The sequence below is a fragment of the Methylobacterium sp. J-088 genome (assembly GCF_022829295.1).
GTDB lineage: Bacteria > Pseudomonadota > Alphaproteobacteria > Rhizobiales > Beijerinckiaceae > Methylobacterium.
In genome coordinates, this window is the sequence record NZ_JAKSYH010000045.1 from 1 (window position 1) to 14,321 (window position 14,321).

At 68.2% G+C, this 14,321-nt stretch carries 19 protein-coding genes and 1 pseudogene; 13 read left to right on the forward strand and 7 right to left on the reverse strand.

Annotation, left to right across the window (positions count from 1 at the left end):
* Positions 1–526, forward strand: a pseudogene (locus MKK63_RS04210) (hypothetical protein); the annotation flags it as partial.
* On the opposite strand, the gene MKK63_RS04215 reads toward MKK63_RS04210, so the two are convergent.
* Entirely contained in the window at positions 493–855 is a 363-nt protein-coding gene (locus tag MKK63_RS04215) for a hypothetical protein (protein WP_243998989.1), read from the reverse strand. The pseudogene MKK63_RS04210 and the gene MKK63_RS04215 overlap by 34 nt on opposite strands.
* A 62-nt stretch (positions 856–917) precedes the next feature.
* Here MKK63_RS04215 and MKK63_RS04220 point away from each other — a divergent pair, with 62 nt between their 5' ends.
* Entirely contained in the window at positions 918–2,006 is a 1,089-nt protein-coding gene (locus MKK63_RS04220; protein WP_243998991.1) for a hypothetical protein, read from the forward strand.
* 65 nt (positions 2,007–2,071) lie between these two features.
* Here MKK63_RS04220 and MKK63_RS04225 read toward each other — a convergent pair whose 3' ends face one another.
* Positions 2,072–2,494 (reverse strand): hypothetical protein, encoded by a 423-nt coding sequence (locus MKK63_RS04225; RefSeq protein ID WP_243998992.1) that lies wholly within the window; start codon positions 2,492–2,494, stop codon positions 2,072–2,074.
* A gap of 276 nt (positions 2,495–2,770) precedes the next feature.
* On the reverse strand, positions 2,771–3,064 hold the full coding sequence (locus MKK63_RS31925) for a hypothetical protein (RefSeq protein ID WP_313901749.1): 294 nt from the start codon (positions 3,062–3,064) through the stop codon (positions 2,771–2,773).
* 412 nt (positions 3,065–3,476) lie between these two features.
* Here MKK63_RS31925 and MKK63_RS04235 point away from each other — a divergent pair, with 412 nt between their 5' ends.
* Positions 3,477–4,964 carry a glycosyltransferase family 39 protein gene (locus MKK63_RS04235; RefSeq protein ID WP_243998994.1) on the forward strand — a complete coding sequence of 496 codons (1,488 nt, stop codon included), beginning with the start codon at positions 3,477–3,479 and terminating at the stop codon, positions 4,962–4,964.
* Between the two features lie 209 nt (positions 4,965–5,173).
* Here MKK63_RS04235 and MKK63_RS04240 read toward each other — a convergent pair whose 3' ends face one another.
* Both MKK63_RS04240 and MKK63_RS04245 read right to left on the reverse strand, forming a co-directional pair.
* Positions 5,174–5,476, reverse strand: coding sequence for a hypothetical protein (locus MKK63_RS04240; protein ID WP_243998996.1), 303 nt, complete (start codon positions 5,474–5,476; stop codon positions 5,174–5,176).
* A 274-nt stretch (positions 5,477–5,750) separates the two neighbouring features.
* The gene (locus MKK63_RS04245; protein WP_243998998.1) at positions 5,751–6,590 is read right to left on the reverse strand and encodes an outer membrane protein; all 840 of its coding nucleotides are present in this window, start codon (positions 6,588–6,590) and stop codon (positions 5,751–5,753) included.
* Positions 6,591–7,005: 415 nt separating this feature from the next.
* On the opposite strand from MKK63_RS04245, the gene MKK63_RS04250 reads away from it, so the two are divergent.
* The 7 genes from MKK63_RS04250 (at position 7,006) to MKK63_RS04280 (ending at position 11,055) form a co-directional block, all read left to right on the forward strand.
* The gene (locus MKK63_RS04250) at positions 7,006–7,539 is read left to right on the forward strand and encodes a GAF domain-containing protein (RefSeq protein WP_243999000.1); all 534 of its coding nucleotides are present in this window, start codon (positions 7,006–7,008) and stop codon (positions 7,537–7,539) included.
* A gap of 108 nt (positions 7,540–7,647) precedes the next feature.
* A complete protein-coding gene (locus tag MKK63_RS04255; protein WP_243999002.1) occupies positions 7,648–7,797 on the forward strand; it encodes a hypothetical protein in 150 nt (49 codons plus the stop codon).
* A 152-nt stretch (positions 7,798–7,949) separates the two neighbouring features.
* Entirely contained in the window at positions 7,950–8,174 is a 225-nt protein-coding gene (locus tag MKK63_RS04260) for a hypothetical protein (RefSeq protein ID WP_243999004.1), read from the forward strand.
* A 169-nt stretch (positions 8,175–8,343) separates the two neighbouring features.
* Entirely contained in the window at positions 8,344–8,724 is a 381-nt protein-coding gene (locus tag MKK63_RS04265) for a hypothetical protein (RefSeq protein WP_243999006.1), read from the forward strand.
* A 54-nt stretch (positions 8,725–8,778) separates the two neighbouring features.
* On the forward strand, positions 8,779–9,426 hold the full coding sequence (locus MKK63_RS04270) for a hypothetical protein (RefSeq protein ID WP_243999008.1): 648 nt from the start codon (positions 8,779–8,781) through the stop codon (positions 9,424–9,426).
* A 197-nt stretch (positions 9,427–9,623) separates the two neighbouring features.
* Positions 9,624–10,085, forward strand: a complete 462-nt coding sequence (locus MKK63_RS04275) for a MucR family transcriptional regulator (RefSeq protein WP_243999010.1) — start codon at positions 9,624–9,626, stop codon at positions 10,083–10,085.
* Between the two features lie 691 nt (positions 10,086–10,776).
* Complete coding sequence (locus MKK63_RS04280; RefSeq protein WP_243999012.1) at positions 10,777–11,055, forward strand: adenylosuccinate synthase; 279 nt, start codon at positions 10,777–10,779, stop codon at positions 11,053–11,055.
* A gap of 21 nt (positions 11,056–11,076) precedes the next feature.
* On the opposite strand, the gene MKK63_RS31650 is transcribed toward MKK63_RS04280, so the two are convergent.
* Entirely contained in the window at positions 11,077–11,208 is a 132-nt protein-coding gene (locus MKK63_RS31650; RefSeq protein ID WP_267425830.1) for a hypothetical protein, read from the reverse strand.
* A gap of 647 nt (positions 11,209–11,855) precedes the next feature.
* Between MKK63_RS31650 and MKK63_RS04285 the strand changes: the two genes are divergently transcribed.
* Both MKK63_RS04285 and MKK63_RS04290 read left to right on the forward strand, forming a co-directional pair.
* A complete protein-coding gene (locus MKK63_RS04285) occupies positions 11,856–13,292 on the forward strand; it encodes a sensor histidine kinase (RefSeq protein WP_243999014.1) in 1,437 nt (478 codons plus the stop codon).
* Entirely contained in the window at positions 13,289–13,651 is a 363-nt protein-coding gene (locus MKK63_RS04290; protein WP_243999016.1) for a response regulator, read from the forward strand. Before MKK63_RS04285 ends, MKK63_RS04290 begins: the two co-directional genes overlap by 4 nt.
* 40 nt (positions 13,652–13,691) lie before the next feature.
* On the opposite strand, the gene MKK63_RS04295 is transcribed toward MKK63_RS04290, so the two are convergent.
* The gene (locus tag MKK63_RS04295) at positions 13,692–14,078 is read right to left on the reverse strand and encodes an autotransporter domain-containing protein (RefSeq protein ID WP_243999018.1); all 387 of its coding nucleotides are present in this window, start codon (positions 14,076–14,078) and stop codon (positions 13,692–13,694) included.
* Positions 14,079–14,123: 45 nt separating this feature from the next.
* Between MKK63_RS04295 and MKK63_RS31930 the strand changes: the two genes are divergently transcribed.
* On the forward strand, positions 14,124–14,294 hold the full coding sequence (locus MKK63_RS31930; RefSeq protein ID WP_243999019.1) for a hypothetical protein: 171 nt from the start codon (positions 14,124–14,126) through the stop codon (positions 14,292–14,294).
* Positions 14,295–14,321: the final 27 nt, after the last annotated feature.

Below are 14,321 nucleotides of genomic sequence, written 5' to 3' on the forward strand. Positions count from 1 at the left end.
CAGCACCCTGCAGGGCGAGGGTGGGTTCAACACCGCCAAGATGGGCATGCTGCACGGTGAGGCGCCGACGCAGCAGGTCGTCGACGCAGTCGCCCGGGAGCGGGCCTTTGCGGACGCGAACCGGCGGATCGTCGAGGGGTCTCAGACGGCGCAGCGGAACCGGGCAGCCGACGCCATCGCACCGCGCACGACGTTGGGTGACGATCTCGGGGGCACCATGGCGGGGTTGGTTGGCGGTCCCAAGGGATATGCCATTGCCCAGGTTGCCCGTGCCGGCAAGGCCGGGATCAACGCCGCCGGTCAGTCCGCCGATCTCGCCCGCAACCGCCAGCTCGCCGACGCCGTGACGATGACCCAGGGCGACAAGCTCGACATGCTGCTCGCGGCCTTGGAAGCCCGCGGGCGCACCCAGCAGCAGGCGACGGCGCTCGGTAATCTTGCATCGCGCGGGGCGCAGGCGGTGCTCATGTCCCAGGCGGACCGAGCGCGGCCTTACCTGCCCTCGCCCAACTTACTGCTGCGGTAGGTCGCGATGGCGCCGACGACGATGACCAGCCCAAGCGCGGCCCAGACACCTGCCTTTCCGATGCGCTCAACGAGCCATGCATCGACACTGGGCACGGTCGCGCCCAGCACCCACCCGATCGCCGTCATGACGATGGCGAAGACGATGATGACGGTCAGAGGCTCAGCCCAGCGGCGCATACCATGAAGATGGCCCCGCCCCGTCATTCTGTCGATACCCGTCAGCCTCGCCAGAATTGGCTCAGGGCTGGCGCTGGCCTGAAACCGCACACTGGCACCCGAAATCGCCAGACGCCCGTCAGCGGCCCGGATTTTGCAACCATGGGGCATTCCGCATGTCGCTAGGCTTCGGCTCCCTGCCATCGTTCGCAAGCGGCGACGATCAGAACCCGTTGAGCCCCGCCCTGCAGCAGTATCTGCAACAGCAGCAGGCGCAGCAGGCCGCCCAGCCGCCGGCCATGACCGCCCAGGATGTGCCGCAGGCCGTGCCGCCGGGTTATTCGGGCTTCACGCCTCAGACCCCGCCCACCGGGGCGCCGACGCCCGTGGTTCAGCCTGGCGCTGCTGCTGCCGGCACGGGCCTGCTGTCGATGATGGGCCCGAACAGCGCCGAGGCGGCGCCGTCGCAGATGTCCGACCGGGAAGCGCTGATCGCCAGCGCCAAGCGCATCGGCGCCGACCCGCTCGATCTCGCCACCGTCATGTCCTACGAGACCGGCGGCACCATGTCCCCGTCGCAGTACGGTGGTGCAGGTGGGCGGCATGTTGGGTTGATCCAGTTCGGTCCGAACGAAGCTGATAAATACGGAGCCTCCCCGCAACAGAGCTTCCAGGAGCAGTTGCCGGCGGTCGAGCGGTATCTCACGGCTCGTGGCTTTCAGCCCGGCATGAGCCGCCTTGATCTCTACAGCACCATCAATGCCGGGCGCCCCGGCTTGTACGGCGCCTCCGACGCGGGCAACGGCGGCGCGCCGGGGAACGTGGCCGACAAGGTCGCGAGCATGGGCCCACACGAGGCCAAAGCTGCGGCGTTCCTCGGCGGGAGCTTCACGCCGCAGGTCCCGCAGGCGGGCCAGCCGCAGTCGCTGACGCCCGGGATCGCCCGTCCTGCTGGCGCCTCGATGGGCTCGACCGCCCAGCAGGGCGGCTTTGGCCTTGGCGGGATCGTCGGGCAGGGCACCCCCGTGCCGGGTCAGGCCTCGCCGACACCCGATGTCGCAACCCTGTCGGGGCAGCCGCTGTCCATCACCGGTGCGCCGGATCCGCAGCCGAGCAATCAGTACGCCCAGATCTCGAACGCCCTGAAGAGCATCGCGGGCGCTCAGCAGAAACAGGCGCAGGGCGGCGGCGGCGCGATGAGGGCGCCGGAGGTTGGTGGCCGGCCGATCTCGCTGCAGCAGGCGCGGGCCATGTTCGACCCGGGGAAGTTTTACGGGATGCTGCGCGGTGCTGGGGTGCGAGGCCAGGTTCGTGGATCGTAGGTCTGGCCGTGCTGGGCGGGCATGAGCTAAAGATGGCAAGCGTGGGGGATGACGTCGAGGTCGGGTTACTCTCGCGGCTCGCCGACCAAGTCACGAACGCCGAGACTATCGAAGTGAGTGCGCTGCGCCGGGCACCAAGTGGCAGCGCCATCGGCCTCGAACTCGATCGAGAACTCGCCCTCCGCCACGTTAATGGCTTGCCGCAGCTTGTCCTTCCCGAACTGGTCCAGCCCTTTGTTGAACAGGGTTTGCTCGATGTCCTGAACCCTCGCGCGATCGACGGCATAGAACATCGGGCACTCGCGGCCGACGACGTTGACGCGGACAATCGCGCGGGCTGTTCGCCGGAGCTGGGAGTCCTGCGGAGCCGGCGCCACCACCGACGACCTGGCTTGCGCCGCGGTGGCGCTCCCAGGGGTGGCCGCGAAGGCGAAACCGATCAGGGCGCTGCGTGCCAGCTTAGAAAATTGCTCTTGATGACGAAACATCGGGGGAGCCCCCAGTTGCACCGCCGAGCGTGAATGCTGGCTTGGCGCACACGGAAGGTGGCGAGCACGGGGGCGGGAGGCCAGGGGGATCAGGCACTCGTCTTGCAGATCGCTGCTTGTGCCTTCCTGGGTGCGACCCTGCACGAGATGATTTGCGATGGTGGCCTTGGCCCGCATGCGGACGGTGAATGACTGGACGGATGAGGGATACCGCGGCCTTCGCATCCCGAAATGCACTTCATGTCGAGCTATGACGTGGCGAACCTGGGATCAGCTTCAGGCTCGCGGGGCGGAAGAGGTTTTGCTCGTTGCGCAGCGCTTCCATTGCGGGAAGTGTGACCGAGTCCCAGCCGGGCTTCCGGTCGTGGTCGGCACCGGCCGGTAGCGCCCCCGCTCGGCCTCCTCGCGCCACGCATCGCGCTCGATCCGCATCGCCTCGACCAGGGCGTGCATGTTGCCGGCGTCGATGGCGGTTTCGACGAGCATGTCTTGAGCCGAGGCGAGTTGCTCGCGCAGCTCGGCATTCTCGGCCGCCAGCGCCAAGAGCAGAGCGGCCACGACATCGCTCATCCCTGCTCCCGCGTACCCACGGGAGCGCGTCTAGCCGGGCTCAAGCTTGGCCGCAATCGCGTCCGATCATCGCGACTGCGCCGGCGAGGCCGCACCGAGGCCCATCGCGAACCCGGTGCTGCTCTTCCGGCGCGCGGCCGAAGCCGATCGCTGAGGGTATGGTGGCCTGAGGCGGTTAAGGGTTCTTGTATGCGGTGGGGCGGGGGATCTCGCTGCAGCAGGCGGGGTCTATGTTCGACCCAGGCAAGTGCTGCGGAATGAGGCGTTTACCGCGCCGCATCACACTCCAGTCCGCCATCTCACGGACGCCGCCATGCCGACATCGTTTTCTTGGCTTCCTGGGGCGACAGCACCCGTTCGCCAGCGCGTCGCATTCTTTCCGCCTGGCCCCATTGGGCTGACCGGAGTCGCGATGCTGCTCGTCGGGCTGTGGTGGATCTGGCTGTCCTTCGGCAGAATGATGGGGCTCGACGACCTTTACACGGCGACGCTGGTTGACGCGCCAAGCCTCGGGCACATGTGGAACGGCGCGATCCGTGGCGTCGACGGCAACCCACCGCTCTACCTGTCGATCGCTTGGGCGCTGACCCATACGCTCGACGCAGCGCCAGACCGCGTGCTCAGGCCCTTCAACCTAGTGCTGCTCGCCGCCACCGCCGCAGTCGTCTACCGGATCGGCCGCCGGCTGGCGTCCCCAGGGGCTGTCGCCGTAACCCTGGCGCTGTTGCCGGTCGTCGACGCTATGATGGGCTACGCGCTCCTCGCAGTGCGCACCTATGCACTCTACCTGTTCCTCGTTTCCGCGACGCTCCTCGCCGCCCTGCGCGTCGTGGATCGGCCGAGCCTCGCGCGGGCGATCGCGCTGGCCGGCATCGGCCTATTGGCAACCCTCGCCCACAGCTTCGGCGGCTTCTACGTACTCGCCACGCTCGGCGCCGCCGGGCTCGCGTGCTTCGCCGGCCGTGACCGGCGCGCCGCCGCGGCGCTCGGTCTCGCGGCGGCGCCCTCGCTTACCGCGCTCCTCGCCTGGATCGCCATCTCCTTTCCGTTCCAGAAGGCCGTCGCCACGCCCTACGGCTGGATCCCCGTGCCGAACGTCGATACGTTGTTGGACGCGCTCACAGGATCGCGGCCGCTGACGATCGCGCTCGGTATCGCCCTCGCTTTAACGGCCGCCCGCCTGCGCTTCGACCCACGCCGCCTCATCATAGAACGCCGCGATGTGGCAGCCTTGTACGCCGCGCTGCTTTCCTACGCTGGCCTAACCCTCGCGGCTTGGCTCGGCTCGCAACTCATCACGCCGTTCTTTATCCAGCGCTACTTCATTCCCAACCTACTCATCGCGGCGCTGCTGCCGCTGCCGGCCGTCGAAGCAGCGCGGTACGGCGCCCGGCCAGCCGTCCTTGCGGGTACCGCAGCGACCTGCGTTCTGATCGGGTGCTGGAGCCTGTCGCTCTACGTCTGGCAGGAAGAAATTCCGTGCCTCGACGCTCAGGGCCGCTTCCTCGAAGCCGATGCCGCGCGCGTCGGCCTACCAGTCGTCGCCGTGTCGCCCCACGTTTGGCTGCCGCGCGCCCGATACGCGCCGGACCAGACGACCCTTTACCCGCTCGACTGGCGCGTCGTGCTGGACTACCCGAACCGCGCCCGCAACAACGCCATGGACTTCCACATCATGGAAATTCTGCGCGACTGGGCCACCCCTGGCAGCGCGCTCGCCGCTAATATTCTGTCGACGAATGACATCCTCGCCCAGGGTCGCTTTCTCGTGCTCGATGAGGCGGGCCGCGGCTGGTTCGATGCCCTCCGTGGGCGCTATGCCGTCCGAGCCACACTGGTGCGCGAAGGCCCGGATTGCCGTCTGTGGGAGGTCGCGCTGGGCGATCAAGCGGGACCGTAGACGAGTGCTAAGCCTACGGCACGGCGTTCTGTTAAAGCATCGTTCCGTTTAGCGATGTCCGAGCACGATGGGCTGCCAGCACAGAGCGCTCTGCGCCAGGTCGCCGAGTTGGAGAACGTGATCGCGGCTGTTGAGGCGGTGGCGGCTGAGGAAGCGGATCGGGCTCGACGTTTAAGCCCCGCAGCGTGAGGCCGCAGGGCGTCTGGAGGTTACTTGCCGCTCGGGGCAGCGCCGCTTCCAGTGGCGCCGTTGCCTGACCCACTGCCGGCGGGTGCGCCGGGCGTGCTGACAGGCGGGCCACCGCTGGTGCCAGGCCCGGTGCCCGTGCTCATCGTACCCGTACCCATCGAGCCGCTCCTGCCCTCCATGGACTTCTCGGAGTTGCTCTTGACCGAACCCGGATTGTTCATGTTGCCCTCGGCGCTGCCGCCGCCAGCCGCGGTCTGAGCGACAGCGGCACCGGAGACCATAAGTGTCAGCGCGGCAGCTAGGGTCAGTGTCTTCATCGACATGGCGTTGTCCTACAAGGTGATCATGTTTGATCGGCCTTGGGCGAAACGTCACTGTGCCCGATATTGTTCGGGCGATCGCTTGGAATGAAAAAACACCCCGGGAGCGAGGGCTCCCAGGGTGCAGCCGATCTAGCGGCAAGTTTGATCGGGCTGGGGGTATGAAGGTCAGCCGGACGGCTGCTCTTCGGCGGTGGGGTGCGATGAGGAGGACCAGCTACCCTTCGCCCACCACCGCGTCTCCCGGCGCGGATGCCGGGAGCAGCGCGACCGGATCTTAGTACGAGCCGAACTTGTAGTTCAGGCCGGCGCGGACGACGGCGAACTCGTCGTCGCGGCGACCAATGGCGCTGTAGGCGACCGGGACGAGGTTGGCGGCATTGACCACCAGGGCGCCCTGGTTGCGGTTGCCGCGCTCGAGATTGACGTACAGGCCTTCGACCTTGAACGTCACGGCCGACGAGCGGAAGAAGTTCAGGAACGACTCGGTGGGAAGCGCAAACTCAACGCCGCCGCCGACCGCGTAGCCGGTGCGGAAGCTGTCGTTGCCGGCATAGCCACCGACCGACCGGTCGGCGCTGCCCGAGCCGTAGGCGAAGCCGCCGGTGCCGTACACGAGGGTGCGGTCGAAGGCGTAGCCGAGGCGGCCGCGCACGGTGCCGAAGTAGTCGAGGCTCGACAGGCCGCGCGGGTCGGTGACGTAGTAGCCGGGGGCGAGCGCGCCGCCGGAGATGAAGGAGCTGTTCCGGCTGCGGCCGAAGTCGAGGTACTGGGCGTCGGCCTCGATGCCGACGACGACGCCGTTGCCCGGAGTCAGCTGGAAGTTGTAGCCGATCTGGGCGCCGCCGGAGAAGCCGTCCTGGCTGTTGTTGCGGAAGGTGGCGACGGTGCCGGGGGTGGCGTAGGGGAAGGGCACGCCGAAGCTGTTGCCGGTGGAGCGGCTGGAGGCGTCGAAGGCGTAGCCGGCGTTGATACCGAAGTAGGCGCCCGACCAAGTGAACACCGGCACGGGGGTGAACACGGGCGGCGGGGCGGCGCGGCGCGGCAGGTCGGCGGCCGAGGCGGCGCCGGTCAGGAGCGCCGTGGCGGCGCTCGCGAGAAGAAGCTTCTTGATCATCTGGTCCTCTGTCTCCCGTTGAGCGGGATGTGTGCCCGGCGACAAGGACGTCAGGACGCGGCTGAGCGATAGTGCAGAGATGCAACAGCCGGCCCGGGGGTCCGGAGCCCCACAGCAGTAAGGTGCGCTAGAGCACATCATCGCGGCGATTTGATCGGCCAATGAGAAACTATTAAAGGATGCTCGACTCAGGACAGACGCTTAATATTCTCTTGCTGTGGCGGATTGAGAGATCTTCTGGCGGCACGCTATCGATGCTCGCTCAGGACGAATCGTAGCTCTCTGGAATTCTAACGCAAGTTGTTTGGCTCGGTGCTGAAGACACGCTTATTGAGAAAGGGCAGTGGGGATCGGATCGCGATGTCGGCGTGTCCCCCGTCGGCCGATTCCCGCCCTGCGCCGCTCCGTGCGCTGCATGGCTGAGACCCATATCCGCCCGCATCCGGGCCTGGCATCGGCCCCCGGCGCCCTGGAGACTGCAGGATCGCTGGAGGCGGTCGTGTCCATCCTGCGGAGGACCGCACGGGCGGTCGCCAGCTCCGACGGGATTGCGGTCGTCCTGCGCGAGGATGACACCGTCTACTACGCGGCGGAAGACGCGATCGAGCCGCTGTGGCGCGGGCGCCGGTTCCGGCTGACCGAGTGCATCTCAGGCTGGTGCATTCTGAACGGCCAGACGGTGAGCGTGCCCGATATCGAGCGTGATCCACGGGTCCCAGTGGCGGCCTATCGCACCACATTGATGCGCAGCCTCGTCATCGTCCCGATTGGCGTTCCCGAGGCGGTGGCCGCGCTGGGTGCCTACTGGTGCGCCTCCGTCATCCCGGACGACGCGACCATCTGCCGGCTGGAGGCCCTGGCTCATCAGGCCGCGGCCGCATTCGGGCGGGTACGGCTTCTGTCCGAGGCGATCGGAGCCCAGGCCTCGGCGCAGCCCTCCGGTTCCTGACGCCCAGGGCCGCCGCCAGACGTATCGACCGCCGCTGGCCGGAGGGATCGTTCGGCCGTTCCGGTTGTTCCTCGCTTCCACGACCCCGTAGGATGTTCGACCTCCCCCATGAAGCGCTTCGTCCTCGTCGGCATCTTCGCGGCTCTCCTGATCGCCATCGTCCTCATTGCGGCCACGTGGTCGAAGGTCACGCCCGTGAACCCGGCCGTGACGCCCGACACCTCATCCACGCCCAATCCGACCGGTCAGCGGAAATGAAGGCTCGGCATCGGCGAGCGTACAGCCTACCGGGCGGCGGGATCCGGTCCGCGGCCGGATGCACCGTCCGAACCGTTGGCCTTGCGGGAACATGCGTTGCGCTGAGGCCTTGAACCGTCACCGGCTGTTCGGCAGGCCGTCAGGAGGGGCGCATGGGACAGGATGTCGACGCGGCACGCGAAGCCTTCGGGACTGTGCCCCCGGCGCGGCCCGCGCGACCCGTAGGAGAGACCGATCCGACGGCGGGCGGCAGCGGACCGCACGCCCCGGGCGCCGCCGTTCCGGATGCCCAGGTGGCGCCCGAGACCGGCGGCTACGACACCCGGCCGCCCCGGCCCATGCCAGACAACCGCAAGGGCGGCCATGGCGCCGGCTGACCTATCCCGGTGTGTCCACCGCAACGATCTGGCTAGAATGCGAGTATAACAGTTGCATAGATCTGCAAATTTTAGCCGATCCCTCAAGCGATCCCGTTAAATCACCTGATTCCGGAACGTCGTGCTCCACGAAAGGTTTGATGGTTCCGAAACCACCACGGAGCCCATCATGCGTATCTCTCTTGCCCTTGTCCTCGCGACCCTGCTCGGATCGAGCGCTGTCGCTCAGACCACGGTCACGGGCACGCCGGCTGCCCCCGATGCCAAGACGAGCCAGCAATCCGGCGGTCAGCAGAGCGTGACGCGGCCGAACACCGATAAGATGACCCCGAACGGCACCGGAACCGGTGCGGGCGGCAGCGTCCAACTTGAGAAGGGCGCGAACAGCTTCACGGAGGGCGAGACCCGCGCACGGTTGGCGAAGGCCGGCTTCATGGATGCCCGGGATCTCAAGAAGGATTCGGACGGCATCTGGCGGGGCACCGCCACGCATGGCGGTCAGACCGTTCAGGTCGGCCTCGATTTCAAGGGCAATGTGGCGGCGCAGTAATCCGTCCCCTGACGCGAATGTTGGCCGGCGAGACAGTTTGGCAGGAGAAAGTTCATGGCTCAACAGACCATCACGGCCCTCTACGACAGCTATGCGGATGCGCGTACCGCCGTTGGCGAGATCGAGGGCAGCGGGATCCCGCACGGCGATATCAGCCTCGTCAGCAACAACGAGGGCGATCGGCATGCCGGTGTCGTCGATGACGGAACCGGCGATGCCGCCGCCAAGGAGCGTGCCAAGGACGGCACCGGGGCTGGTGCGACCCTCGGCACGGTCGCGGGCGGTGCCGCGGGTCTCTTGGCGGGCCTCGGCCTGATCGCGATCCCGGGGGTCGGACCGGTGGTCGCCGCCGGCTGGCTCGTCGCCACACTGACGGGGGCCGGCATCGGCGCAGCCGCGGGGGGATTCGCTGGTGCACTGACGGGTGCCGGGGTGGGCGAGGCGGACGCCCATGCCTACGGCGAGGGCGTGCGGCGGGGTGGAACCCTCGTCACGGTCCGCCTCGACCCGGCGCGGGCCGCGCTGGCCCCAACGGTGACAGCGATCCTGGAGCGGCACGGTGCGGTCGACCTCGATGAGAAGGCGAATGCATGGCGTGCGGAGGGCTGGACGGCCCCGCAGATCACCACGGGCACCGGCCCTGCCGGGACGAACGGCGAGCGGGGTCGGGTCCGGTCCTATCCGGCCACCACCGACCTCTGATCCCTGTCGGTGATTCGGAAGACCTTCGAAGGCGGACCGGGCGATCGTTTCGAATCGATCGCCCGGTCCGCCGCGGCTGGTGTGCGCTGCGGGAGAAATACCGCCTATTCGCTAAGTCATCGTGCTAAATTTACTTCGTTTAAACCTTTGCCGGCCCCAAACGATGAGGTGACACAGCGCTTTTCGAAGGACCTCACATGACCGACACACACGATGAGGCGACCGAGACCTTGGCGGTCGTGACCGCCGAACTCGTTGCCGCCTACGTGTCGAACAATCCCGTTCCGGCCGCGGAACTGCCGGCGCTGATCGCCCGGGTCCACGGAGCCGTCGCGGGCCTCGTCTCGGGCACCCTGACGGCGGAGACCGGCGCGGCAGCCCAGCCCGACATCGACCGGCCGAGCGCGGCCCAGATCCGCAAGTCGGTCCGTCCAGACGGGATCGTCAGCTTCATCGACGGCAAGACCTACAAGACACTCAAGCGCCACCTGACCAGCCACGGGCTGGACCCGAGGGCCTACCGCGACCGCTACGGCCTGCCGGCCGATTACCCGATGGTCGCCCCGGCTTACGCCGAGCAACGCTCCGCCCTCGCCAAGGCGATCGGTCTTGGCCAGCCCGGCGCCATGGCCGAGCGCGAGCGCAAGGGTCGGGGCTAGGACCTGAGCGGGATGCTGCGCATCTCTCTGCAGGGTGGGCTGAGATACTCATAAATCGCAGTCCGGCCGTGAAACGCACCCATCCTTCCCCCCCTCTGCGGGGGGAGGGTGATGTGCGGCCGCCCCTCAGCTTTATCCGGCACCGATACGCGAACCGATAGCCCGTGCGGGCGGGACGGCCCATGCATCCCCCGGACCGCGCAATGAGGCGCGACGGCGATCACCTTGGCCTTCCTGGGACGAATCTTCACAGGCACCACCGCAGGATCTGCATGCATCACGGCTTCGATCTGTTTAGAACATTTCATGAACATGGCGCATCGGCCGAGGCGGTTCAACCATCGGTGGCTGACAGGCTCGGATGCTGGTGGATCGCCGGGGATGGAGCAGGAAAACAGCAATGCCAACACGGCTCTACCGCTTCCATTGTACGGACGGCCACGAGCTGGTGACCGACCTCGACGGCAGCCCTTTGTCGAACGCGGCGCAAAGCGTGTTCATGCCGAGCGCGTGGCCCTTGCCCTGATCGAACGGGTGGTCGAGCGGTTCGATTGGTCGCGCTGGCAGGTCGAGGTCTACGATGCGCGGGGGGCCGGGTATGGAGCTGGGCCTTCCCCGACGTGAACGTCGATGCGCAGGCCACGTGAATGACACCGAGCGTGGCAGAAACTTGGAACGAGGGAGAACTGGAATGGCCTTCAAGCCGAAATCCGCGGCGGAGACCAAGGCGCGGGATCTGGGTCTCGCCCTGGCCCGGATCGCCGAGGACGAAGGGCTGCCGGCAAATATCGGGGTGGACCGGTTGCGCCAAGCGAGCCCGCGGCTGACGCCGCTCGCGGTCGGCCAGATGGTTCGCAAGGAGCGGGAGACCGTCGCAGAGACGCTGGCTGCACGCGGCCTCACGCTCGTCGACTACTCCGATCACGGACCGGGCCGCGGGATGGTGTTCACCATCGACGCGGACGGATGAGTCTCTCGGTGACCGGCCCGCTCAGGCAGCGGCCGGGCGGCGACCGCGCAGCAGGCGGCCGACACGGCGGAACAGCATGAGCGGCAGCTTGAGCAGCGCCCTGACCGCGAGGACCGCGGCGACCGTCAGGAGCGCCAGAATCGAGTTCAGCATAAGGACGTTCTCCCGGGGCCGGGCTGCCCCGTGGGGCTGATCACCCCAGGGGGCGCCTGGAACACGGCAAGACTATGAACGCGGGCGGTCCATCGGGTCGCAGGCAGCTGGATCGATGCGGTGCAGGCTGCTGAATGGCCTCGATCCGCACGCTAGGACGGAGCGAGCTTATCGGCAGCTTGCTGGAGCGCTCTCCGAAGGGGAGGCCAGTTCGGCGCGCGGACGCGCGACAACACGGAGAGATGAACCAGGCAAGCATGCGACGCCCACGATCCACGGCTTGGAGAGACGGCGATCCATTCCTCGTCCTGATGCGGTTACCGCAGGATGGCGGGGTGGCGTGGGTCTCCCGAACACCCCGGCATGGCGTACCGTGTCGCGACGCGATCAGGAGCGCGTGTGGAGCATCATCCCGGACGCGGAACCGTCACGGTGCCGCAGCCCTTTGCGTGTGCACCATCTGTATCGGAAAACCGGTGACCGCCGTTCGGGATGATGCGCGAGCAGGTCAGATCAGGAACATGCCGGCCGCAGGATCGCCGCCTCCATCCGTCCCGCCCCGCGCTCCTGTCGGGAACCGTAGGACCGTTCGTCGGACGGGCGGGGCCTCGACGCTTCCAACCGGCTGCGGCGAACTCGGCGATCTGGTGCGGACCTACGACTGGGCGCGCACGCCGCTCGGCCCGATCGCCGACTGGCCGCAGAGCCTGATCTTCGCCGTCAGCACCCTGCTGCTCTCGCCGGTGCCGATCGTGCTCCTGTGGGGCCCGGACGGCATCATGATCTACAACGATGCCTATTCGGGCTTCGCGGGTGGGCGCCACCCGCAACTCCTCGGCTCCAAGGTGCGCGAGGGTTGGCCGGAGGTCGCCGATTTCAACGACCACGTGATGCGCGTGGTATTGGCCGGGGGGACGCTTTCCTACCGCGATCAGGAACTCACCCTGCGTCGCTACGGCAGGCCCGAGCCGGTCTGGATGAATCTCGACTACTCGCCGGTCTTCGACGAAGGTGGGAAGCCCGCGGGCGTCATCGCCATCGTGGTGGAGAGCACCGAGCGGGTGTTGGCCGAGCGGCGCCTGCGCGAGAGCGAGGCGCTGTTCCGCACGCTCGCCCAGGGCATCCCGCAGCTGATCTGGCGCGCTGGGATCGACGGCGCCTGCATCTGGGCGAGCCCGCAATGGATTGCCTATACGGGCCAGGACAACGACGGCAGCCTCGGATGGGGCTGGCTGGAGGCCGTCCATCCCGACGACGTCGCCATCGCCCGGACCGCCTGGCAGGAAGCCGCGGCCAGCGGCCAGCTCTCCTATGAGCACAGGCTCTGCAACGCCCCCGGACAGCGCTACCGCTGGTTCCAGACCCGCGCGGCGGCGGTGCGCGACGGGGAGGGGCGGATCGTCGAGTGGCTCGGCACCTCCACCGACATCGACGACCTGCGCCAGCTTCAAGAGCGCCAACAGGTGATGGTCGCGGAGCTGCAGCACCGCACCCGCAACCTGCTCGGGGTCGTGCGCGCCATCGCCAAGCAGACCATGGCGCTGACCGGGCCGGGCGAGCTGTTCAAGGCGCAGTTCAACGACCGCCTGTCGGCGCTCTCGCGGGTGCAGGGTCTCCTGTCGCGCTCGGACCAGGAGCCGATCACGCTGCGCACGCTGATCGAGACGGAGCTCGCTGCCCTCAACGCCCCCGCTGCGCAGACGCGCGTCCGGATCGCGGGACCGGTGGTGCGCCTGCGCAAGGCAACCGTGCAGACCTTCGCGCTGGCCCTGCACGAGCTCGCCACCAACGCGCTCAAATACGGTGCCTTCACCACGCCGCAGGGCTCCTTGAGCGTGACGTGGCGAATCTGCGAGTCCGAGGACGGGCGCCGGCTCCTTGTGGACTGGGTCGAGGAGGGGCTGGTCCGCCCGTCTGGGGCCCAGGACGCGTCCCTGCGGGGCGGCTACGGGCGCGAGCTCATCGAGCGGGCGCTGCCCTACGCGCTGAAGGCCAGGACCTGCTATGCCTTAAGCGAGACGACACTCCAGTGTACGATCAACCTCCCCCATCCCGAGGGAGACACCGCAGGGAGCCTACCATGAGTTCGGACGGGGCGCTGACCGGCCGGCGGATCCTGCTGGTCGAGGACGATTACTTCATCGCCATCGACCTCAAATCATGGTTCGAGGAAGGCGGCGCGGAGGTGCTCGGCCCGGTGCCCAGCGTGGAGGAGGCGCTGGCGCTGATCGCCGGAACGGCCGCGATCGACGCGGCGGTGCTCGACATCAACCTGCAGGACGAACTCGTCTACCCCGTCGCCGACGCGCTGCGGGCCCGCGGCGTGCCGTTCCTGTTCGCCACGGGCTACGACCCGGCCGTCGTGCCGCCGCCCTATGGAGCCGTGGCCCTGTGCCAGAAGCCGATCGACCCGCAGATCGTGGCCCGGACCTTGTTCGGCTGAAGCGCCGAACAGGATCCGGACACGCGGGCGCCCGCCGAGGTTACCAGCGGGCCTGCAATCCGGCGGCGATCATTTGGGCGGTGGCGCCGGGGCGCAGGTCGCCGGTGTAGCTCAGCGACAGCTGCACGCCCTCCGCCACCGGACCCGTCAGGCTCACCCCCAGGACTGCCCCGTCCCGGCCGAGCCGGCTCGTGCGCGTCGCGAACGGCACCCCGAACAGGCTCGAGCGCAGAGTGGCGACGGTGTCGCCCAGCTCGTGCGCCCAGTAGGCCCGGCCCTCCAGCCGCAGGCCCGCCGCTTCGCCACCGCCGGCCTCGACGGCGCGCGCAGCCTCGTGGGCGGGCGTGTGACGAGCCTTGCGGTCGACGGCACGGCAGCGGACGGCGCGGCGGGCCTGCGGCTGGATGGCCGGGCCTAATGGGAGCACGGGCTGGGCGACACCGTCGCCACTCTGCGCTCGCGACTGTTCGGAGTGCCATTCGCGAAGCGCACGAGCCGGCTCGGCCGGGACGGGGCAGTCCTGGGGGTGAGCCTGACGGGTCCGGTGGCGGGGGGCGTGCAGCTGTCGCTGGGCTACACCGGCGACCTGCGCCCCGGCGCCACCGCCCAAATGATCGCCGCCGGATTGCAGGCCCGCTGGTAACCTCGGCGGGCGCCCGCGTGTCCGGAT

Excerpts from the sequence above, each read along its gene's own strand:
- MKK63_RS04225 (WP_243998992.1), bottom strand. The coding sequence starts at position 2,494 with ATGTTTCGTCATCAAGAGCAATTTTCTAAGCTGGCACGCAGCGCCCTG.
- MKK63_RS04255 (WP_243999002.1), top strand. The coding sequence starts at position 7,648 with ATGAAGCGCTTCGTCCTCGTCGGCATCTTCGCGGCTCTCCTGATCGCC.
- MKK63_RS04280 (WP_243999012.1), top strand. The coding sequence starts at position 10,777 with ATGGCCTTCAAGCCGAAATCCGCGGCGGAGACCAAGGCGCGGGATCTG.
- MKK63_RS04260 (WP_243999004.1), top strand. The coding sequence starts at position 7,950 with ATGGGACAGGATGTCGACGCGGCACGCGAAGCCTTCGGGACTGTGCCC.
- MKK63_RS04270 (WP_243999008.1), top strand. The coding sequence starts at position 8,779 with ATGGCTCAACAGACCATCACGGCCCTCTACGACAGCTATGCGGATGCG.
- MKK63_RS04240 (WP_243998996.1), bottom strand. The coding sequence starts at position 5,476 with ATGTCGATGAAGACACTGACCCTAGCTGCCGCGCTGACACTTATGGTC.
- MKK63_RS04245 (WP_243998998.1), bottom strand. The coding sequence starts at position 6,590 with ATGATCAAGAAGCTTCTTCTCGCGAGCGCCGCCACGGCGCTCCTGACC.
- MKK63_RS04275 (WP_243999010.1), top strand. The coding sequence starts at position 9,624 with ATGACCGACACACACGATGAGGCGACCGAGACCTTGGCGGTCGTGACC.
- MKK63_RS31650 (WP_267425830.1), bottom strand. The coding sequence starts at position 11,208 with ATGCTGAACTCGATTCTGGCGCTCCTGACGGTCGCCGCGGTCCTCGCG.
- MKK63_RS04290 (WP_243999016.1), top strand. The coding sequence starts at position 13,289 with ATGAGTTCGGACGGGGCGCTGACCGGCCGGCGGATCCTGCTGGTCGAG.
- MKK63_RS04235 (WP_243998994.1), top strand. The coding sequence starts at position 3,477 with ATGCTGCTCGTCGGGCTGTGGTGGATCTGGCTGTCCTTCGGCAGAATG.
- MKK63_RS04215 (WP_243998989.1), bottom strand. The coding sequence starts at position 855 with ATGCCCCATGGTTGCAAAATCCGGGCCGCTGACGGGCGTCTGGCGATT.
- MKK63_RS31925 (WP_313901749.1), bottom strand. The coding sequence starts at position 3,064 with ATGAGCGATGTCGTGGCCGCTCTGCTCTTGGCGCTGGCGGCCGAGAAT.
- MKK63_RS04250 (WP_243999000.1), top strand. The coding sequence starts at position 7,006 with ATGGCTGAGACCCATATCCGCCCGCATCCGGGCCTGGCATCGGCCCCC.
- MKK63_RS04265 (WP_243999006.1), top strand. The coding sequence starts at position 8,344 with ATGCGTATCTCTCTTGCCCTTGTCCTCGCGACCCTGCTCGGATCGAGC.